Source organism: Paenibacillus sp. EPM92 (genome assembly GCF_016586185.1).
Taxonomy (GTDB): domain Bacteria; phylum Bacillota; class Bacilli; order Paenibacillales; family NBRC-103111; genus Paenibacillus_G; species Paenibacillus_G validus.
The window spans coordinates 1-19,592 of the sequence record NZ_BCPS01000021.1 but is presented as its reverse complement, the minus strand read 5'-3'; the positions used below and the strand labels follow the sequence as shown (position 1 = coordinate 19,592).

The 19,592-nt window shown below is 45.3% G+C and carries 20 protein-coding genes and 2 pseudogenes; 18 read left to right on the top strand and 4 right to left on the bottom strand.

The genetic code is table 11. The annotated features are described in order from the left end of the window. From JMF85_RS03575 to JMF85_RS03555, 5 genes are all read left to right on the top strand, one after another. On the top strand, positions 1–347 hold a 347-nt coding region (locus tag JMF85_RS03575), incomplete at its 5' end, for a cupin domain-containing protein (RefSeq protein ID WP_236595725.1). A gap of 11 nt (positions 348–358) precedes the next feature. Then, the gene (locus JMF85_RS03570; protein WP_201317750.1) at positions 359–619 is read left to right on the top strand and encodes a hypothetical protein; all 261 of its coding nucleotides are present in this window, start codon (positions 359–361) and stop codon (positions 617–619) included. Continuing rightward, complete coding sequence (locus JMF85_RS03565; protein ID WP_201317749.1) at positions 616–2,112, top strand: sodium:solute symporter family protein; 1,497 nt, start codon at positions 616–618, stop codon at positions 2,110–2,112. Before JMF85_RS03570 ends, JMF85_RS03565 begins: the two co-directional genes overlap by 4 nt. Positions 2,113–2,170: 58 nt before the next feature. Continuing rightward, positions 2,171–3,679, top strand: a complete 1,509-nt coding sequence (locus JMF85_RS03560) for an aldehyde dehydrogenase family protein (RefSeq protein ID WP_201317748.1) — start codon at positions 2,171–2,173, stop codon at positions 3,677–3,679. Between the two features lie 579 nt (positions 3,680–4,258). Then, positions 4,259–4,585 (top strand): hypothetical protein, encoded by a 327-nt coding sequence (locus JMF85_RS03555; RefSeq protein ID WP_201317747.1) that lies wholly within the window; start codon positions 4,259–4,261, stop codon positions 4,583–4,585. A 437-nt stretch (positions 4,586–5,022) separates the two neighbouring features. Here the strand turns inward: JMF85_RS03555 and istB are convergent, their stop codons facing one another. From istB to JMF85_RS03540, 3 genes are all read right to left on the bottom strand, one after another. Beyond that, entirely contained in the window at positions 5,023–5,775 is a 753-nt protein-coding gene (gene istB, locus JMF85_RS03550; protein WP_201317746.1) for an IS21-like element helper ATPase IstB, read from the bottom strand. Between the two features lie 2 nt (positions 5,776–5,777). Then, positions 5,778–7,331 (bottom strand): IS21 family transposase, encoded by a 1,554-nt coding sequence (gene istA, locus JMF85_RS03545; protein ID WP_201317745.1) that lies wholly within the window; start codon positions 7,329–7,331, stop codon positions 5,778–5,780. A gap of 251 nt (positions 7,332–7,582) precedes the next feature. After that, positions 7,583–8,254, bottom strand: coding sequence for a GntR family transcriptional regulator (locus JMF85_RS03540; RefSeq protein WP_201317744.1), 672 nt, complete (start codon positions 8,252–8,254; stop codon positions 7,583–7,585). A 225-nt stretch (positions 8,255–8,479) separates the two neighbouring features. Between JMF85_RS03540 and JMF85_RS03535 the strand changes: the two genes are divergently transcribed. The 12 genes and pseudogenes from JMF85_RS03535 to JMF85_RS03485 all read left to right on the top strand — a co-directional run. Next, the gene (locus tag JMF85_RS03535; RefSeq protein WP_201317743.1) at positions 8,480–9,424 is read left to right on the top strand and encodes a dihydrodipicolinate synthase family protein; all 945 of its coding nucleotides are present in this window, start codon (positions 8,480–8,482) and stop codon (positions 9,422–9,424) included. Between the two features lie 51 nt (positions 9,425–9,475). Next, positions 9,476–10,954: an aldehyde dehydrogenase family protein gene (locus JMF85_RS03530; RefSeq protein ID WP_201317742.1), complete on the top strand. Its 1,479-nt coding sequence runs from the start codon at positions 9,476–9,478 to the stop codon at positions 10,952–10,954. A 19-nt stretch (positions 10,955–10,973) separates the two neighbouring features. After that, positions 10,974–11,789 carry a 3-(cis-5,6-dihydroxycyclohexa-1,3-dien-1-yl)propanoate dehydrogenase gene (gene hcaB / locus JMF85_RS03525; protein ID WP_201317741.1) on the top strand — a complete coding sequence of 272 codons (816 nt, stop codon included), beginning with the start codon at positions 10,974–10,976 and terminating at the stop codon, positions 11,787–11,789. Continuing rightward, positions 11,786–12,772 (top strand): dihydrodipicolinate synthase family protein, encoded by a 987-nt coding sequence (locus JMF85_RS03520; protein WP_201317740.1) that lies wholly within the window; start codon positions 11,786–11,788, stop codon positions 12,770–12,772. The genes hcaB and JMF85_RS03520 overlap by 4 nt, the downstream gene beginning before the upstream one ends. A 32-nt stretch (positions 12,773–12,804) precedes the next feature. Next, positions 12,805–14,142, top strand: coding sequence for an aromatic ring-hydroxylating dioxygenase subunit alpha (locus tag JMF85_RS03515; protein ID WP_201317739.1), 1,338 nt, complete (start codon positions 12,805–12,807; stop codon positions 14,140–14,142). 43 nt (positions 14,143–14,185) lie between these two features. Beyond that, a complete protein-coding gene (locus tag JMF85_RS03510) occupies positions 14,186–14,704 on the top strand; it encodes an aromatic-ring-hydroxylating dioxygenase subunit beta (protein ID WP_201317738.1) in 519 nt (172 codons plus the stop codon). A gap of 38 nt (positions 14,705–14,742) precedes the next feature. After that, positions 14,743–14,979 carry a dihydrodiol dehydrogenase gene (locus JMF85_RS03505; protein WP_201317737.1) on the top strand — a complete coding sequence of 79 codons (237 nt, stop codon included), beginning with the start codon at positions 14,743–14,745 and terminating at the stop codon, positions 14,977–14,979. A gap of 17 nt (positions 14,980–14,996) precedes the next feature. Further along, a complete protein-coding gene (locus JMF85_RS03500) occupies positions 14,997–15,473 on the top strand; it encodes a cupin domain-containing protein (RefSeq protein ID WP_201317736.1) in 477 nt (158 codons plus the stop codon). Further along, positions 15,473–16,372 (top strand): VOC family protein, encoded by a 900-nt coding sequence (locus JMF85_RS03495; RefSeq protein ID WP_201317735.1) that lies wholly within the window; start codon positions 15,473–15,475, stop codon positions 16,370–16,372. The genes JMF85_RS03500 and JMF85_RS03495 overlap by 1 nt, the downstream gene beginning before the upstream one ends. A gap of 16 nt (positions 16,373–16,388) precedes the next feature. Then, the gene (locus JMF85_RS03490) at positions 16,389–17,477 is read left to right on the top strand and encodes a cupin domain-containing protein (RefSeq protein WP_201317734.1); all 1,089 of its coding nucleotides are present in this window, start codon (positions 16,389–16,391) and stop codon (positions 17,475–17,477) included. Between the two features lie 125 nt (positions 17,478–17,602). Further along, positions 17,603–17,814 (top strand): annotated as a pseudogene (locus JMF85_RS28780) (transposase); the annotation flags it as partial. 81 nt (positions 17,815–17,895) lie between these two features. Then, positions 17,896–18,204 (top strand): annotated as a pseudogene (locus JMF85_RS03485) (transposase); the annotation flags it as partial. Positions 18,205–18,286: 82 nt separating this feature from the next. On the opposite strand, the gene istA (JMF85_RS03480) reads toward JMF85_RS03485, so the two are convergent. Next, positions 18,287–19,453: an IS21 family transposase gene (istA, locus tag JMF85_RS03480; RefSeq protein WP_201317733.1), complete on the bottom strand. Its 1,167-nt coding sequence runs from the start codon at positions 19,451–19,453 to the stop codon at positions 18,287–18,289. Here istA (JMF85_RS03480) and JMF85_RS27930 point away from each other — a divergent pair. Continuing rightward, positions 19,407–19,592: hypothetical protein (locus tag JMF85_RS27930; protein WP_236595722.1), on the top strand; the 186-nt coding region annotated here is incomplete at its 3' end. The genes istA (JMF85_RS03480) and JMF85_RS27930 overlap by 47 nt on opposite strands.

The window sequence follows — 19,592 nt, the reverse complement described above, 5'->3', positions numbered from 1 at the left end:
AGTATATTAACCCGGTTACGGGTGGTTCGGTAATGGCCCAAATGTCCGCATACATGCAAATGTTGCCGCTCGGGTTCCGTTCGAAAGCTCATCAGCATAGCTCAAGTGTCGTTTACTACGTGCATAAAGGCGAAGGTATGAGTATCATTGACGGTCAAAAATTTGAATGGAAAAAAGGCGATACATTCGTAGTCCCGGTCTGGTGTGTCCATGAACATATCAATACTTCGGATAAAGAGGAGTCGTTCTTATTTTCATTTAGTGACGAACCGGTCATGCGTTTGACGGGCTTTTATCGCGAATTAGGGTATGGAGAAAACAACGGACAACAAGATGTGACGGTATAAAGGAGGGGAACATGTTGGAGCGAAGTGTATCAAGACATAGCCGAATTGGCATTTGGGCTGTCGTTGTAACTCAGTTGCCAATCTTATTGTTCGGACCGATTGCTTATTTACTATCTCCACCGAACGTTCCACTGCTCGTTTTTGGGATTCCAGCGATGTGGTTCTGGGCTTTCTTATTTTCAATTCTTGCATTTATTGGGATAACCATTGCAGTGTATTTGGACTCCCGTACCGAACAAAAACTTGAGGATAATCCAGGAGTGAAGTCATGACGTACTCAGTCATTGTATTAGCTATATTTGGAATAGCCGTTATTCTCGTAGGGGCTTGGGCTTCTAGAAATTCAATGCCGACAGCGGAAGATTATTTTTTAGGCGGTCGAAGCATCGGGGCCATAGCGACATTTTTCGGAATGGCTGCGACCCAATTGAGCGGATTTGTCTTTTTGGGACAGATTGCCATTTCTTATATGGGCGGGGTTGGAACGATCGCTCAACTATTAGGCGGGATTATTCAAGTCCCTCTCCTCTATTATTTGTTCAGATACATGAACGACATGGGCAAAAAGCATGGATATATTACGCAAGCAGACTATTTGTCCGCCCGCTTTGATAATTCGAAATTTATGACGATTGTTCCTTCTGTATTAGGGATTGTTGCCATCACCGCCGGTCATTTTGTCATTCAATTTATGTCAACCGGTTATATATTTCAGATTATGACCGGAGGGAAATTGCCTTACTCTTTTGGCATTATATATACGGCTATCATTGTTGCCGTTGTTGTGCTGATCGGAGGATTTCGCGCAACGGCTTGGGCGGATATTGTGCTAGGCGGCTGGATGCTACTCGCTCTTCTGTCCATACCGTTTATCGTCTTAGGGGCGACAGGAATGGGCTTCTCCGAGGCCGTCGGCAGCTTTGTTACCAATTTTCCACAGCACGCTAGCATTCCCGGTCCATTAGGGCAATGGACGCCGCAAATGATCTTTTCCTGGATTATCGTTATGGGCGGGTTCATTATGTATCCGCATATGTTCCTTAGAGCTTATTCGGCGCGTGATAAGAAGCTGTTTAGTATAACGGCGTTCTTTTGGATTCCTGTGATGGTGTTTTCGGTTGGGATCGTTCTCGTTTTCGGCTCGCTCATTCATCTGGTTTGGGCGAATCCGGGTATAGCTCAAGTGACACCGGATCAATTGCTCATCCATTTAATTACTCAATTTACATCTTCATGGGTGGCGCCTTTTATTTTGGCCGGAGCATTGGCGGCGATCGTTAGTACTTTAATTGGGAACGTACTGGGCTTGTCCTCCCTTGTTATGAACGACATAGTGAAAAAGTTTGGCAAGAAGGACATGGAACAGAAGAAAATCGTTTTATGGAGCAGAGTTGTCGTTGCCATCGCAACAATTGTGGCAGTTATTATGTCGCTTGCCGAGTTTAATACGATTACACAAATTTTCGTTTCGGCAAACGGAATTATTGTACTCTTCCTCGTCCCGATCGTAGGCGGTTTGATTTGGCGGCGTATGAACAAACATGGAGCTGTCTACGGATTGCTCGTAGGAGAATTGACGCTATTCTGGTTGACATATGGTCCGAAAGAATTAGGTGGCGGCTCTATGGCGAATCCGTCGTACCTAGGGTTCCTTCCATCCGTTTGGGCGCTGTTTGTTACGATCATCGTCACGGTTGTTGTAAGCTTGGCAACGGCTCCTCAGGCATCGTTTCCAAAGAAGACGGATAGCAGTCTACTGCAGTAAGGATAAGGTACAACAACATCGCGATTAGACCGACCAGCCAAAAGGAGCGAACAAACAAATGGCAGACACGCAGTCAAGACTTGATATAGACGAGATCTTGCAGCTAAAAGGGAAGTTGTTGCAAAAGGACTGGCGCATGTTGATCGGGGGCGAACTGGTAAAAGCGGAACAGGGTGAAACGTATGAAACTGTGAACCCGGCTAACGGCGAAATCATCGCGAGCGTTCCGTTTGCTCAAGCTTCGGATGTGAACCGCGCGGTCGAAACGGCAAAAGTCGCATTTGAATCGTGGAGAACGGTTCCGCCGATTGAACGCGGACGTTACATTCGTCGACTTGCCGAGGAATTTACACGAAGAGCCAATGAATTTGCGGTATTGGACGCTGTTGACAGCGGCAATCCGGTTACGGCAATGCGCGGGGACGTTTTTGCCGCTGCCGCAATGATGGAATACATGAGCGGATTGGCTACTGAAATGAAAGGGGAGACGTTTCCATCAAGCCAGCATTGGCACCTGACCCGGAGGGAACCGTACGGGGTGATTGGCCGGATTATCCCTTACAACCATCCCATCATGTTTACCGCAGCGAAAATTGCCGGCCCTTTAATTGCAGGGAACACGGTTGTCCTCAAAGCCCCCGACCAATGTCCGTTGTCGGCATTGCTTTTTGGTGAATTGTGCCGCGAAATTTTGCCCCCAGGCACGGTTAATATTGTAACGGGGGACGGTCGGACGACTGGCGATGCTCTTGTCCGCCATCCGGATGTGAAGAGAATTGCGTTAATCGGCAGCGTCGGAACGGGACAAACTATTCTCAAATCATCTGCCGAAGTGGGGATTAAGCATATCTCGCTGGAACTGGGCGGTAAAAACGCGATGATCGTGTTTCCGGATGTCGATATAGATAAAGCCGCTGCTTCGGCGGTAAGGGGAATGAACTTTACTTGGTGCCAAGGGCAGTCGTGCGGCTCGACGTCACGTCTATTTGTCCACGAAGACATCTACGATGAGTTTATCCCAAAACTGCAATATTACGTGGAACAAATCAAAATTGGGGATCCGCTCGATCCTAACACCGAAATGGGCTGTCTTGTTTCTCAAAACCAGTACAACAAGGTAGTTTCCTATATTCGATCCGCTCATGAGGATGGAGCCCGGCTGCTGATGGGCGGGAGCAAAGCGGAAGGCAAAACGTTTGAAAATGGATATTTCATATCGCCTACTGTATTCGAAAATTTAACGAAACATATGCGTATTTTTAATGAAGAAATATTCGGTCCCGTGCTGTCGGTCATCAAATGGAACGATGTGGATGATGCGATTCAGCAAATCAACAGCGTTCCTTACGGGCTGACCGGGTCCATATGGTCGAAGGATGTGACCACGGCGCTCCGCGCGGCGGAAAAAATCGAGTCCGGTTTCGTCTGGATCAATGGAAGCTCGTCGCATTTCCTAGGCGTTCCGTATCAAGGGTACAAGGATAGCGGGATAGGATCCGAAGAAGGCCTGGATGAAATTCTGAGTTATACTCAAGTGAAAACAGTGAACATCATGCTTGACAATTAAGAAGTATAACTCGAAAAAGTAAGAATGATATTACAGGTACTCTTGAAGCGAGTTTTCGTTATATATATTTATGCAATCTCGTGAATAAAAGGAGCAGGATATAATACGGCTAATTATAATTATTTGTGAGACAAGTTTGTACCCGGGTAATGAATTTCACTCTAAACGGTTTTAATTGTGAAACACCAATAGCGGAGCCACGCGGGTTTTAGGGCTCCGCTTTTTAATTTTTTGTGAGTTTTATTTCAGAATTTCCTATGTATATTTATGCAATGAAAGAAGCCCAATATCATAAATGACGGCAACGGAACTTCGGTGCTATGAACTGACCAATAATAACCGACATCTGTTTTTCAATAGACAAAAAGGTTATTCCATGATATTCCAGTGGTATGGTATGCTAGAGAATTATAGAGCAAACCTTTTTTAAGGTTTGGGGGTACGTTCGAGACCATTTTAGACCAAGGAGACTATTTTTATTCTGTCCGAAAGCTTGAAGAAGCTGGGAAGTTATCTTCTACTACAAAAGGAATTCAATTTGAAGTAAAGTATTACAAAAATTTAAAGAGTGTAACAAAATTGAACTGGCATCGAATTAACGAACTATTTGAAATAGATAAACCCATTAATGAAAAATTGGGTGCTGATAAATTATTAAATCAAATTATACATAGTTATATTTTCCTTATCTCTACTGATGAAAGTGGAGCGATAAATGGCTTCTTTTTTTGTTCGGACAGAATGCGAAATAAAAAACTATACTATATTGGTTTGACCGAACTAGAGAAATTTATAACGATTGTTGGTAATGATTACCCCACCAAAGAAAGATATGATTATGACGAATCAATAGAAGAGTACAGGATTCAAAAAAGTAACATAGTAAAGACTTACAATGGGATATGAGTGTGCCTGATCATAGCGGTATGAAATTGGGCAAAGTCGATTATGTCAAAATGGGCATGAAACGACGGCAAGGGAAATGGAACGGTGGCAGTGCCTTGGGTTATAAAAGCGTGGAAAATCGGGGCCAGCACGAACTGCAAGCGCAAGGAGACACGATTTGTCATAGTCAAACTTCTTGAAAAAGACGTTATATAAATGGCCTAAAAAGAATCAAGGGGACGTTCCGCATGACTAAGTTGTTTAAAGAATTTAAGTTCAAGTTTACGTAGGGCTTGCTGAACAAATCAAAAATTCAACAGTAACAAGGATTTAACGCCTATTTTGTCGAAATCAAGTGCAAGGAAAACGGTGATTGACCCGCGAAAAACCGTGCACTTGGAGGCGTTGTAACCGTCAAGACCTCTTGCACAAATTTCGCTTAATCATTTTGAACAATTTTAGCTTGCGAAAATGGTCTGCCGGTGCTTCAAACGGTAGCTGTCACCACTTAATTGGATGACCTCACTCTTATGCAAAATACGATCCAAGATGGCAGTCGTTATCGCCGGATCACCCAGCAGTTCACCCCAGTCCTCCGGTCCTTTGTTCGAAGTAAGGATGATAGAGGTTTGACCATACAGCTTATTCACAAACTGAAAAAATAAATTCCCTTCATTACGGTCCATAGCCATGAACATCAGATCATCCAGAATCACTAGATCAGAGGTATAGATCCGCCGGAGTTTGTACTGTGAGGATCGAGAAATCTCTTGTGTCTTCAGTAGATGGATTAAATGATCCATAGCCACAAAGCTTACTTTGTAGCCGTTTTTTAGCGCCTCCGTGCCTAATCCGATGGCTATGTGCGTTTTCCCTACTCCGGGAGGCCCGAGCAGAATGAGATTGTAATTCTGCTCAAGCCATAAGAGTTCCCGAAGCTGCTGAAATTGGCGTTTGCTTAAGGTCCGCTGTTCCTCCAGCCGGAACTCATCAAGCGTCTTCACCTCTGGGAACGACGCCCATTTATACCGCCTAGCAAGTTGTTTCTCTTCCCGGCGAACCAATTCATATCGGAGCAGCCGCTGTAGAAACTCACTGCATGTCCATTGGTGTTCTTCAGCTTCCATCAGGCTTTCATCAACAATCTGGGCTGCTTCCGTTAGGTTCAGCATTCTTAAGCTTTGTTTCAATTGCGTTATGGTTTCGTTCATGTTCAGCCTCCTCCCAAAATACGCCGGTAAATCTCAACATCACGAATTTGAGGCTTGGCTTTCCATTTAGATTGATCGGCTCCGCTCAGCTGTTTCACATGACTACATTCCAACGCTGGTTTTTCGTTGTCCTTTAAGAAGTGGTTTACAGCATCAGCAAAATCGCTGGCACGGTACAGTCGATTGGTTATGCAGTAACGGAGGGCTTGATCCACTGCTTCTTTCGTTGCTTGATCTAGCGTCTTTTGAATGAGCTGAAGCTGATCACGGGTGTACCGAGGGTGTAGACGATGAATTTCTTCCAGATAAGGTGAAGCAAGGCCAGGATCGGGAAAATGCTTTTTGACGCTTTCTAGATACGCAGCAATGCCCTTCTGGCGATCCCGACGGTGATTCGTGTTCTGGATCAGTTGGCCTCGACATTGCGAGAGCTCATGTTCAGCTATGATCTCCCCGGTGTCTACATCGTAGATTTGCAATTTCAACCCATTGACCCGGATGCCGACCTCTTTCGATATGCCATCATAAGTCCCGAGGGGAACGGAGTAGCGGTTCCCTTCATACCAGATGGTGTTGTCCTTCCTCACGGTCCTTGTTATACTCATATTAGGTTTTTGTATTTTTTCTGGGACCGGGCGAAGGTATTGCTTTTCCATAGCAAACACTTCGGCTGGTATTTTTTTGGTCGTATGATGGATAAGGGCATTTCCCGTTCGCTCTAACCAAGCCAAGCAGTCCTCATTCAACTTGTCCACACTGACGAAGATCCGATGACGTGCGAAATTCCGTTTGACGTATTTCACGACATTCTCAATTCGACCTTTGCTTTCGGGATCTTGTTTCCGGCACATGTGGACTTGAAAGCCCCGATGACGAACGTAAGCCGCAAATTCATGAGTTAGAATTAAATCGCCGTAATTTTCACTGGTAAGCAATAAGTGATCCTGATCGTAAACAATTTCTTTCGTCATTCCGCCATAGTATGTAAAGGCAAATTCATGAGCATCAATCACATCCTTCGTAACAAACGGTCGATCTTGCCAATGGACGAACTTGTATCTCGAATGGGATAGAACGAATGTAATGAACCAGCACTTTACCAGATTCCCTTGGAGAGTCTTCATTTTCATCTCTCCGAAATCTACTTGCATTTGTTCACCCATTGGGGGATCGGGAATGGCTTCGTATTGCCTTTGTTGCACTTCCTTTGGGATTCCATACATCTTTCGCAGCATCCGAACGTAGCTTCTTACAGTGCTTTCCCCAACTACAATTTCTGGATGGTGTTCCTTTAGCCAATCCCAAACTTGAGCAGCAGAGAGGTCGGGATACTCCCTCAACCACTGAATGATACGTTGTTCGTAAGGGTCTAACTTCTTCTTCCTGGTCTCGAGATCTTCCATGAATTGTTTAAATTCATCCGGATTCATGCTCAAATACTTATACACCGTGTTCCTCGAGACATTCAGTTTTCTGGAAATCTGTGAAATCTTCAATCCCTTCGCTTTCATTTGATGAATAGAGAAATACATATGCCACCTTTTTAAGCGTCCCATACTCTTCCCCACCCATGATGATTATTTCTAAGATGTATGATAATCAGGGGAGGAAGGATTGTAAAATGTTCATCTTTATCTAGCAATTCCTGTTGTCTATATTCTAGCGGTTACAGCGCCCTCACCAATCGCTTGATGATGCCAAGCCGAACGAGTTCTATAACCAAGCGACGGCATCAAGGGCCTCTTAAAATCTACCTGCGAACGGAGGAGAAACTTAACTTATTTTTTTCGATTTCGTGTCTTGACAGCTAGCCGTCCCCTGCTACTCGATTAAATTCAGAAATTAATTGAAGGCATTCCTTAAGATGCTCTTCCATTGCCGTTTTTGCAATTTGAGGTATGTTATTTTGAATGGCTTGATAAATAATTTTGTGTTTCTCTATGGAATTATCAATGATTTGATGGATTAAATGTTCATGAATGTTAATGAAATCAGCCTGATCCCAAAGCCATAGAATCTGAGATAATAGACGTGGCGAACGAGCTGCTTCTATGATAACCCGGTGGAATTCGCGGTTTGCTAACGAATATTGGGAGTAATTTTTGTTCGCATCAAAATGTTCCATTTGTTGAATAAGCTTTTCAAGGTTAAGTAAATCTATTTCATTTGCTTTGGTTGCTGCAAGAGATGCAGCCAATCCCTCCAAGCTTATACGCAACAAAAATATTTCTTCTATATCTTCTTGAATGAAAGTTTTTACAATGCAACCCACCTGAGGAATGATATTAACAAACCCATCATATTCTAATTGTTTTAAAGCATCCTGAACCGGGGTTTTGCTAACATTATATTGTTTGGCTAATTCATATGTCGAAAGTTTTTCTCCATGTTTCCATTCTTTATTCAGCAAACCATTTTTTATTTGTTGATATATTTCTCGATTTTTAGATTGCAGGGTGTTGCTATTAAGTAAATTCATTATAATTGATACCACCTTGTAATTTTTTTGAAATCCATATTTCAGATAACTGTAACTTCAGTAAGCCAAAAGATCGTATCTATATTATAACATTAATTTATAAAAAAAATAAGTATTAATTAGCATTGACATAAATGAAAGCGCTATAGTATGATTGCGGTAGGAAATTTAAACACCAAAACTGTGGTTCTAGAACCACAGAAATTAAAATTTGGAGGTGATTTTTTGCAAAACAAATTGCTGCGGGGCATACTCATTCCTCTGCCGACTGTTTTTTTACTTAATGGAGAAGTAGACGTTGATGTGATGAAGGAACTGGTTGACTTTTACGTTGATTCCGGGGTACAGGGATTATTTGTTTGCGGTTCATACGGAATGGGACCGGCAATGCGCATGGATCAACGGAAACAAGTTGCAGATCTGGTTGCTAAACAATTAAATGGCAGGATCCCATTTATTGTGCACTGCGGGACCGTGGATGTTTATTCGGCCGTTGAACTTACAGATCATGCTAAGTCGATTGGTGCTTTGGCGAGTGCATTGTTACCGCCGTTTTATTACAGTGATCATACAGAATATGAAATTATCGAGCATTTTAGGTTCGTTTCAGAATCTGTCGATATACCTATTATGATTTATGACAATCCCAAGTACACCGGAATCGAGATGAACGTAGACCGAGTATTGCGGATCATAGACAAAGTCCCTGCTGTTCGCGCCATTAAACTTAACATTATGACCGCAGAAAGAGCTTTGGGATATCTTCGAATGTTGCCGCAAGATTTTGCCGTATTTCCATCAGTAATCTCCAGTTTAATTGCTGGTAAACCTAAAGGCTTCGATGGATTAATGAATCCACCTACAAGTCACCTTCCCGAGTTACAGGTAAATTACTGGAACGCTATAGATAATGAAGACTGGACGGAAGCAGCTTTATGCCATTGGCAGTTATCGGAAATTGATGGCGTGATTACTGAATTTTGGAAAAGCAACGGAAGAGCTCCCTTCAAAGAAGCTATGAAGCTGCGTGGGATACCTGTCAAAATGTTTCCGCGTTGGCCAATTAAAGACCTGACTCAACAACAAATCGGTATGATATTTAAACATCATGAGGAGGTGGGGCTTGGTAAATTTATAGCGGACCGTAGTATGAAGACGTTTGAAAAATAACTGTTTCGATCACTATCATATTAAAAAATATGGAAGGGAATTGATTTTACTGTGATTGATAATAAAAATAAAGTCCTTCATGAACGTTTGTTGATTAATGGTGACTGGGTGGAAGGCTCGGGAGAAATTAAAGTCATTAACCCCGCCAATACGGAAGAAATCGTCGGTTGGATCGCTCGCGGAAGTCAAGAGGATGTTGATAAGGCGGTAAAGGCGGCCAAAGAAGCTTTTCCTAAATGGTCGGCTATCCCTTCTGCACAACGGGCTGAAATTTTAAATAAAGCGGCTCATCGAATTCTCGAAACGATACAGCAGAGAGCGATGCTGCTGACCCGTGAGAATGGGAAAGTAATCAGCGAATCCTTTATCGATTTTGGATTTGCCGCTCACCTAATGGAATATTACGCTACTTTAGCAAATCGCCTTAAAGATGAGCTTGTCATTGATGACAGCCTTGGACAAGCCTATTTACAGCGCAGACCCAAGGGAGTGATTGCCGGCATTGTACCATGGAACTACCCGATTGTTCTTAGTTTCTTTAAAATTGCTCCAGCTTTGCTTGCAGGAAATACACTTGTAATTAAACCTGCCACCTATGCCCCCCTTGCACTGATTGATGCGATAAGAGTTTTGAATAGCTTTTTACCAAAAGGAGTCATAAATGTCGTAACAGGAAACGGCGCGGAGGTCGGAAGTTATTTAGCGCGACATCCGGATGTTTCAATGGTTGCCTTTACAGGAGGGATAGATGTCGGAAAGGAAGTCATGAAAGGAGCTTCAAGCGGCATAAAGAAGGTATTGCTGGAGCTTGGCGGAAACGATCCGGGGATCGTTCTCGATGACTTTAATATCAATGACGATGCGCTCATGACCCGGCTTTTACGAGGGGTGTTTAATCATACCGGCCAAATTTGCTTTGGGTTGAAAAGGATCTATGTTCCTGTCTCCCTTTACGATCGATTCACGAAGCGGTTTACGGAAATGGCCGATGCGTTGGTATTGGGTAACGGACTGGATCCCAAAACAACAATAGGCCCATTAAACAATGAGGCAGGGCTTAAGTTCATTCAAGAGCTGGTAAATGAAAGCGTTTCCTCCGATGCAAAAGTAACATCGGTCGGGCAAGTTCAAGATGTTGAAATTTTCAAACAAGGCTATTTTCATAAACCGACGATTATTTCCAATGTCGCCAACTCTGCACGTATAGTGCAAGTTGAACAATTCGGACCTGTTATCCCTATTGTTCGTTATCAATCATTGGATGAAGCGATCAAAATGGCTAACGATTCAGCCTTCGGTTTGGGCTCCTCTATTTGGACAAATGATCTGGAGCGTGGTCTTAAAGCAGCCGGCCAAATTTCGGCTGGCCAAACTTTTATAAATAGCCATGAGCCATTCTCTTTAGATTTACAGCTTCCTTTCGGCGGAGTTAAAGAGAGCGGCATCGGTCGGGCTATGTCTACTTATGGGCTTGACGAGTACGTGGATTTTCACACGATATCTAATCGTTATCAGCAACCACAGCAATAAAAAAAGAGGAGGAACAGGCATGGGATGGTTAGAAGGCAAAGTGGCTTTAGTTACCGGCGGGGGATCTGGAATCGGTCGCGCTATTGTGGAACGGTTTATTGAAGAGGGCGCTAATGTCGGAGTTATGGAACTATCGGAAGAAAAAGTGAGCGACGTTCAGAGACAGTATGGCAATAGGGTAATCGCCGTTCAAGGCGATGTAAGTGTGCTGGAGGATAACGAAAGAGCGGTAGCTGAGACCGTGTCGGCTTTTGGTAAGTTGGATACTTTCGTAGGTAACGCCGGTTTGTTTGATTATTTTGTATCGCTGCCGGATTTCCCGAAGGAGGCTCTTGGCACATCCTTTGATCAAGTGTTTGGCGTTAATGTGAAAGGGCTTCTCTTCGGCGTCAAGGCAGCGCTGCCTCAACTTATTGCATCGAGGGGAAATGTTATTTTTACCGTATCCAATTCAGGTTTTTACCCGGCAGGAGGGGGACCGCTTTATACCGCTTCCAAGCATGCAGTTGTAGGACTCCTCCGTGAATTGGCCTATGAGCTGGCGCCCAAAATTCGCGTGAATGGGGTAGCGCCGGGCGGGACCGTTACGGATTTACGGGGACCCGCGGCGCTCGGTCAAGAAGCGGTAGCCCTTTCTACCGTCCCAGGGATCGAGGATCTGATCAAAACGACCAATCCGCTGCAAGTGGTTCCTACCGCTAAAGACCATACCAGCGCTTACGTTATGCTTGCATCTAACAAAGACTCCATGGCAATGACAGGCGTAATAATTAACAGTGACGGAGGGTTGGGAGTACGCGGGTTGTCACAGATCGCCGGAGGGCTGAATTTATGAAATTTTCAATTGATGACATTCGCGGAGTTTTTGCGGTGTTGCCTACGCCGTCTACCGCGGACGCTTCATCCATCCATGCAAAGTTTACGGTTAATATAGACGAATCTAAAAAGATGGTAACTAAATTGATCAACGACGGGGTCAATGGAATTATTACTAATGGTACTCTTGGGGAAATTGCAACACTGACCTTGGAAGAGTGGAAAGGGTTTGTTGAAGTCGTTATTGAGACCGTCCATCAACTGAAGCCCGATCTCCCTCTTTTCCTCGGTGCCACAACACTTAACTCTCGAGAAACCATAGAGCGAATTCAATACTTACACGATAAGGGAGCTCGAGGATTGTTTTTGGGCAGGCCTTTCTGGACTCAAATGAGCGCCGAGGCCATCATCAACTATTATCAAGATATAGCTTCCCTATTCCCGGACATGAGCATTGTATTGTATGACAACCCTGAGGCATTTAAAGGTCCTATTCCAACTGCAGTATATAAGGAGTTATCCCAAATACCGCAGATTGTCGGCACTAAATATATCGCCATCACTCCAAAGTTCAGAGCCGATATGGAGGCCATCGCCGGCCGCATTCGGTTAATGCCGTTGGAAGCGGATTGGATGGTTGCCCATACGCTTTATCCAGAAGAAGCAATCGCATGTTGGAGCAGCAGCGCGGTATGTGACCCGGCTCCGGTTATTGCTTTGCGCGAAGCTTTAAACCATGGAGAAACCGATTACGCCCGTCAACTCACCCAAAAAATGGAGTACACCTATGAAACTTTTTTGGCAAGAGTCGACTTTCACGAGTTTTCGAAATATAACATCCCGTTAGAGAAAATCCGATTCAACGAAGCCGGTTATATTACTGCGGGGCCCACACGGCATCCATATCATATCCTTCCGTCCGCCTATGCAGAGGGAGCACGGGAGAATGGAAGGAGGTGGCGGGCTCTGGCGCAAGAAATACGAAACAGCACTACGAAATAATTTTGGACTACAAAATTAAAGGAGATGTTCGTATGGTAAATGAAGAGGAAGCAGGTGCAAAAGACGTGCAATTTCGCGACGGAACCTCATTAAACGACCTTCTTAATTTCAATGAAGGTCTGATTTCCTCAAGATTGCTGACCGATCCGGAGATTCACCGGCTTGAACTGGATAAAATATTCGCCAAAGTATGGGTACCGATTGCTCACGAAAGCGAAATCCCCAAGAAGGGCGATTATGTCACCCGCTCCATGGGGGAAGATCCAGTAGTGGTCGTTCGCGATGAACTGGGGGAGGTCGGCGTTTTTCTAAATGCTTGCATGCATCGCGGAATGCATCTTTGCCGGGCAGACAGCGGAAATTCTTCCCATTTCCGTTGTCCATACCACGGCTATACGTATAAAAACAACGGAACGCTAATTGGAGTTCCCGCAGCTAAAGAAGCGTATGGTGATTCCTTGGATAAAAGCAAATTCTCTCTGCTAACGGCTAAAGTTGAAATCTATAACGGCCTTATTTTTGCATCCTGGAACGATAATCCGCCCGCTCTCGACGACTGGCTTGGGTCCATGAAATGGTACCTGGATTTGTTCTTTAATAGAACGCAAGAAGGAATGGAAGTGGTTGGAAGCCCCCTGAAATGGATCATTAAATCCAACTGGAAATTAGCGGCGGATAATTTTATCGGAGATGCCTATCACACGTTAATGACACACCGCTCTGCCGTTGAGTTAGGAATGGCTCCGCCTGATCCCAAGTTTGCTTATTACGGTGTGCATGTGACCGCGGATAACGGCCATGGATTAGGGCTCATAGGCGCTCCGCCGAACATTCCCCTGCCGCCGTATTTAAATTTACCGCAAGAGATCGTTGCGCAAATCGAAGAAAAATTAACGCCCGAACAGCAAGAGGCATTACGCAGATGCAACTTCGTCCACGGCAATATCTTTCCGAACCTTTCATTCTTAAATGTGATGCTGGCCACCGAAGAAGGTCAACCGCCCGTTTCGTTTATGACTATGCGCGCATGGAATCCGAAAGGTCCCGATGAGATGGAAGTTCTGTCTTGGTTATTGGTTGAAAAAGAAGCCCCCGAATGGTTTAAAGAAAAATCCCGTCAAAGCTATGTTCGTACTTTTGGATCGAGCGGTACGTTCGAACAGGATGATACGGAAATTTGGGCGGGTATTACACGGGCAACTAAAGGGGTCATAGCGCGGCGTAATTTGAATCTCAACTATGTGATGGGATTGGATAAACAGCCGGAGCAAGGGGATTGGAAAGGACCTGGCACCGTATATCAGGGAGACTATACGGAAGCCAATCAACTGGGATTCTGGCGTCAGTGGGCACAGGTCATAAGCAGTTAGATTGATCAAATCAACCAATTATTCTCTTGAGGGAGGAATCCATGTGGAAGCCAGGAAACTTAAGCTCAGCGATCCTTTATATTTTGAAGCATTTGGCTTCTTGCAAGATGAGGCTGAACTGCTCGATAACAATCAATTCCAAGAATGGCTGTCTTACTTAAGCAGTGACTTAATCTACACCATGCCAACACGCACGACACATGAACGCACAGCGGGATCAGGCTATTCTCAGAACATGTTTCATTTTGAAGATAACTATAACACCATTACCATGCGCATCAAACGGCTTCAAACCGAACATGCTTGGGCGGAAGATCCTCCTTCACGGACCAGGCGCTTTGTTACGAATGTTCGCGTTACGCAAGAGGATGAAAATAAACTCAAGATTAAAAGTTACCTATTGCTTCTGCGTAATCGGATGAACGATCCCCATTATCAGCTTCTTTCAGCGGAGCGCTGCGACTGTTTGGTCCGATCGGACAGCGGATTGAAGCTGAGCAAACGAGAGATTTTAGTAGACCAGTCCACTTTAGGCATGGATAACCTTGCCATATTTTTATAATCAAAGCAACTCAACTTTAGGGGGACGGAGGTTATCTCATGCATGAAAAACTGACTCAGGATCTAGAACGCGACGGAGTGGTGATCGGCAGCGAATTTGCAACCGTTTTCGTCAAAAAAGTGTATACCCGAAACGGAGAGCGTTTATTAATCAGTTCTCCTAAATTAGACAAGGAAATTCTGCTCGATTCGATTGAATTGGAAAGCTTGACATGGCAAACGACAGATACGTTTTCTTCCTTCCTTGAACACCCGTTTGGCCCTAAGCAAGTGTAGAAATGGGGAAAAGAACCGTGCTAAGCAAACGTCTAACCGAGTGGCTGAACAATATGAATAGAAATGCTGAGGATACTCTTCCTACCGATTTGGTTGTAAAATCGGCCCACGCCGAATGGATCGGGGAAGAAATTACCGGCAATCCAAGCCGGATCGGTATTCTCATGGATATCCCGTCAACCAGCATGGAATTTTATTTGCAAGAAATTCCGGTTGGCGGCAGCAGTGATCTTCAACGGCACTTACACGAATCCGTACACTATGTTTTAGAGGGAGAAGGCTATTCTGAGATTGGACCGCAAAGGGTAGTGTGGGAGAGGGGTGATTTTGTTTACACCCCCTCGTGGGTATGGCATAGGCATTATAATACCGGGGGCACCACTGTTCGCATGATAATCATTGAAAATTCAAAACTGATCGAACGAGTGACCTTAAACAGACGCGAAAGCGCAGGTTTAAGAGAGTACGCTCAATTAATGGAGGAGAAGCAATAATGGCGATTCAAAAATTGGCGCATGCAGAGATAAAGGTTGACGACATGGAAAAGGCTCTTCAGTATAATGTGGAGCTGTTTGGCTTAAGAGAAATAGCCAGAACCGGGAACGCTGTGTATTTGGGATGCGGATTAGACAATAACTATGATTTGGCATTAGTGCCGGGAGGAACAGGCATCTCCCATTTTGCTTATCAAGTTGCTTCGGATGATGATTTGCAAGGTTACAAAAAACGGATTGAGCAATACGGTATTAACGTGGAAGAGCGGACCGATGCGGAACCTGGGCAACAAAAATCAATCGGTTTTGACCTGCCGGGCACTCATCAAACCATTCGGATGGAGCTCGTGACTGTGGAGGATCGTCCCCAATATTTGCACCCGGCATTAAGTCCAAACCGGCAATTGCAAGGAGCTGCTCCGATTGATCTGGACCATGTCACCTTGATGGTGGCCAATGCTAATCAGCTTGCCGATTTTTTAAAGTCCACGATGGATTTCAAGATCTCCGACATCTTCCAGCCCGCTCCTGGTATTTGGGGGTCAGTATGGAGCCGAGCAACGGAACATCATCATGATTTGGCCTTTATGGCTGGGCGAAATCCGAATGAAACCTTAAATCACATTGCCTTTTCATTTGAAGGACTAGATCATATGAAACGGGCCTTAGATATGCTAGCCAAGCATGATTTGAAACTTGAGTTTGGTTTGGGGCGCCATGGAATCGGGGGAAATCTCTATGCTTACTACTGGGCGCCTGGAGGCAATCGGTATGAACTGACTGCGGAGATGCCTCGGGTGGTAGACGATAAAGCTGAACCGGTTATCTGGGAGGATTTATACAAAGGGATAAGTGCTTGGGGAATGCCGATGGTTGATTCCTTGGGTATTGGCTCATAAAGGAGGGTGATTAAAAATGATCCCGATTGAAAAGACAGGTATAGTGGAACTAGATGCCTATCATGAGGAGATTATTGCCAACCACTATGACGGATTATGGCGAATCGGCGACAAAATTTTGACGAAAACGCCCTCAAACGCTGGAGTGCCGTATTTGTGGAAGTGGGATCAAAGCTACCAATACCTCATGAGAGCTAAAGTGTTGGTTGACCCCGCGATCTTCAAAGGAGGAGAGCGGCGTGTAATGTTCTTCTCCAATCCTGCATTTGGAGGAGCCCAAACTACACACAGTATGACGGCCAATCTTCAGCTCGTGAAGGCAGGGGAAACAGAAACCTCTCACCGGCATACGCAGGATGCTCTTCGTTTCATGATTAAGGGGAAAGCCGTGACGGTTGTAAACGGTGAGCCTGTCGAGATGAATGAAGGCGACTTAATTACGACTCCAGCCTGGTGCTGGCATGGTCATACGAATGAAACCAATGATGACGCGATTTGGATGGATGGACTAACGGCGCCGCTACCAGGCCTGCTAAGAGGCATGTTTTTCGAAGTGCACCCTAGCAAAACCTTTCAATCGATTGAGCATTCCCCCAACACTACTCGCGCCTTAGTGGGCAACGGTCGATTGCGTCCGAAAAACCAATCTAACGTTCCGAAGTATCCGGCTTCCGTGTATCCTTTTCAGGAAGTTTATGAAGAACTTCAGCTGCAAAAAAAATACGGTGTATTGGATCCATTCGACGGCTATTTGCTGGAATACATCAATCCGGTTACCAGCGGGTCATTAATGAAGCAGATGTCCGCTTACATACAAATGCTTCCTTCCGGTTTTCATTCCAAGGCGCATCGCCATTGCTCCAGTGTGGTCTACCACGTTTATCAAGGCGAAGGATACAGCGTCATCGAAGGTAAAAAGCTGGAGTGGAAAAAAGGGGATACAATTGTCGTCCCGGTTTGGTGCGTACATGAGCATGTCAACACGTCTGACAAAGAAGAAGCTTACTTGCTCTCTTTCAGCGACGAACCGGTAATGCGGGCAACTGGCTTATACCATGAACAAGAATATGAAGAAAACCAAGGCCAACAGATTATATCGGAATAAATAAAACAGGGGGGCAAACAGAGAGCCCTGCAAAACGAATACAGATTCTGTTAAAAACAACCCAATGCCGCGCAGGCATTGGGTTTGTTGTATACTGGAAGAAAAGTAAAGAGAGTTGAATAAGATTGCTACACTCGGCTAAGCAAATGACCACATCGTTCCATGCGGAGTTATAAAATTTATCCCGGAAGATCATCTACTTAAGAAGATTCACGGTATTATGGACTTCAGTTTCATCCATGAGCTAGTGAAAAATTCATATTGTGAGCATTATGGCAGACCGGCAAACGAGCCGGAGCTGCTTTTTCGCTTGCTATTTTCTCTAAAGCTCCGAAATTACCTTTGAGTCTTTTCTCTTAATCCACTAGAATGTGAATTAAGTAAAGTGAAGGGATGAAAGATGTAGAGAAAAAGTTACAGCATAGAATTTAAACAGCAGCTCATCCAAGAGGCGCTTGAAGTGGGAAATGCCAGTCAGATCGCAAGACGCCATGGAATTGACGGTAAAATGTTATCCCGTTGGATTCGTCAGTCGAAGCAAACAGGATGGAAAAAGACAGCCTCGGAAGCCAGGAAAATAACGGCCTATACTCCAACGCCAAAAGAATTCCAAGAATTAGAGCATGAGAACGACAAGTTGAAGAAATTGCTGGGTGAAAAGGATCTGGAGATTGCGATCCTGCGTGACCTTGTAAAAAAGGTGAACCCCGCCTATCGGACAAAATAGAGATCGCCGACATATGGATTGCGCGGGGATTTAAAGCTGCAGTGGTGCTGCGAATCGTCGGCGTCAGTGAAGCGACGTATTATTATCGTAAGAAGCATTTTAAGCAGGAACGAGTGTATAACGGCGGACGTCCATTCCCAGGGTGCTCCAGCGTGTACACACTGCTTAAGTAGTGCAACCCCTGTAGCCGTTCTTTGCGTATATCCACATCGGGAACCGTCACATAAGTTTTCAGCACTTCAGGCAGCATCCGTAAAAACTGGGAGTGGGTCACGCTGCGCGGTTTTCGCAGCCCGCCCGCAAACACCTGCGACCAAGGAATGTCCGCTGTCTTTCCGGTGCACGGCCTTGGCACCGTCCGCATCGGTTCATGCCGGTGGTCGAGCACCACAATACGATCCCAAAACAGCTGCGCCATCACTTCTGTACCGGGAGAAGCTTGTCCCAGCAATGGAATGACCGCATCATCCACCTGGATTTCGCCGTATTTGTTCACCACCGCGGTTTGCAGCCGGAATGCCTCGAACGGTTCCTCCGGCAACTGCAGCAGATGCCGTCTTTCTTCTTCCTGCCATAATTCCTCGATCTGTCTCTCTTTGACATCATGGTGGCGTTTGCGATCCTGCTCGGCCTGATCCTTGAAGTGAGCGGTAAGCTGCTCTTGGCTTGTGAACAGCGGAATCGGCACCGCCCAGTCTCGCTTCGAGTATCCGCACTTGGTTTCCACAGGTCCTTTTTCATGGCCGCCGTACGGGTTGCAAAACACCGCTTCAAATCGGTAATGGGCGCAGAATCTGCGGAACATGTCTGTCAGCTGCCGTTCACCTTGTTTTTCGATGTGCACGACGGCAGCAGAAAGATTGTCGAACCAGATGCGCTGCGGAACCCCGCCGATCTGGTCGAAGACCTGTTTCATTGCTTCGAGGAAGCATGCCTGGTTTTCGGACGGCACCGGGTACACAAAGGCCGCATTGCTATACGGGAACGAGAGGACGAACAATTTATAGGAAACCAGCTTCTGGTTTTGGCACACTTCAATGGTCGTGAAGTCTGCTTGTGCTTCACCCGGCGGATGCTCGAGCCGTTCGTACGTTTTGGCCCGTTCCAGTTCCATCTCGGTCCTGCGCCGTTTCACATATGGTGCGTTCGCTGCCGGGAAACTGGTACTCGTCGCGCAACCGTTGGAAGATACGAGCAGCGGTATGCCGCTGTTTCCGGGGAAGCAATCGATCTTCTTCCAACCAGGCATCAACGATTTCCATATAGGGTCCCATGACAGGGGAACGGCTTTTTCTATTGGTCATCCGGAGGTTCCAGTTGTCCTGATCCGCATATTTTTTAGCGGTTCGCCAGTGGACACCAACCCGATCGGCGATCTCTTGAATGGG

Bases quoted from the DNA above. Each gene is read 5' to 3' on its own strand.
- JMF85_RS03570 (WP_201317750.1), top strand. From the start codon at position 359: ATGTTGGAGCGAAGTGTATCAAGACATAGCCGAATTGGCATTTGGGCT.
- JMF85_RS03565 (WP_201317749.1), top strand. From the start codon at position 616: ATGACGTACTCAGTCATTGTATTAGCTATATTTGGAATAGCCGTTATT.
- JMF85_RS03560 (WP_201317748.1), top strand. From the start codon at position 2,171: ATGGCAGACACGCAGTCAAGACTTGATATAGACGAGATCTTGCAGCTA.
- istB (WP_201317746.1), bottom strand. From the start codon at position 5,775: ATGAACGAAACCATAACGCAATTGAAACAAAGCTTAAGAATGCTGAAC.
- istA (WP_201317745.1), bottom strand. From the start codon at position 7,331: ATGGGACGCTTAAAAAGGTGGCATATGTATTTCTCTATTCATCAAATG.
- JMF85_RS03540 (WP_201317744.1), bottom strand. From the start codon at position 8,254: ATGAATTTACTTAATAGCAACACCCTGCAATCTAAAAATCGAGAAATA.
- hcaB (WP_201317741.1), top strand. From the start codon at position 10,974: ATGGGATGGTTAGAAGGCAAAGTGGCTTTAGTTACCGGCGGGGGATCT.
- JMF85_RS03520 (WP_201317740.1), top strand. From the start codon at position 11,786: ATGAAATTTTCAATTGATGACATTCGCGGAGTTTTTGCGGTGTTGCCT.
- JMF85_RS03515 (WP_201317739.1), top strand. From the start codon at position 12,805: ATGGTAAATGAAGAGGAAGCAGGTGCAAAAGACGTGCAATTTCGCGAC.
- JMF85_RS03505 (WP_201317737.1), top strand. From the start codon at position 14,743: ATGCATGAAAAACTGACTCAGGATCTAGAACGCGACGGAGTGGTGATC.
- JMF85_RS03495 (WP_201317735.1), top strand. From the start codon at position 15,473: ATGGCGATTCAAAAATTGGCGCATGCAGAGATAAAGGTTGACGACATG.
- JMF85_RS03490 (WP_201317734.1), top strand. From the start codon at position 16,389: ATGATCCCGATTGAAAAGACAGGTATAGTGGAACTAGATGCCTATCAT.
- istA (WP_201317733.1), bottom strand. From the start codon at position 19,453: ATGCCTGGTTGGAAGAAGATCGATTGCTTCCCCGGAAACAGCGGCATA.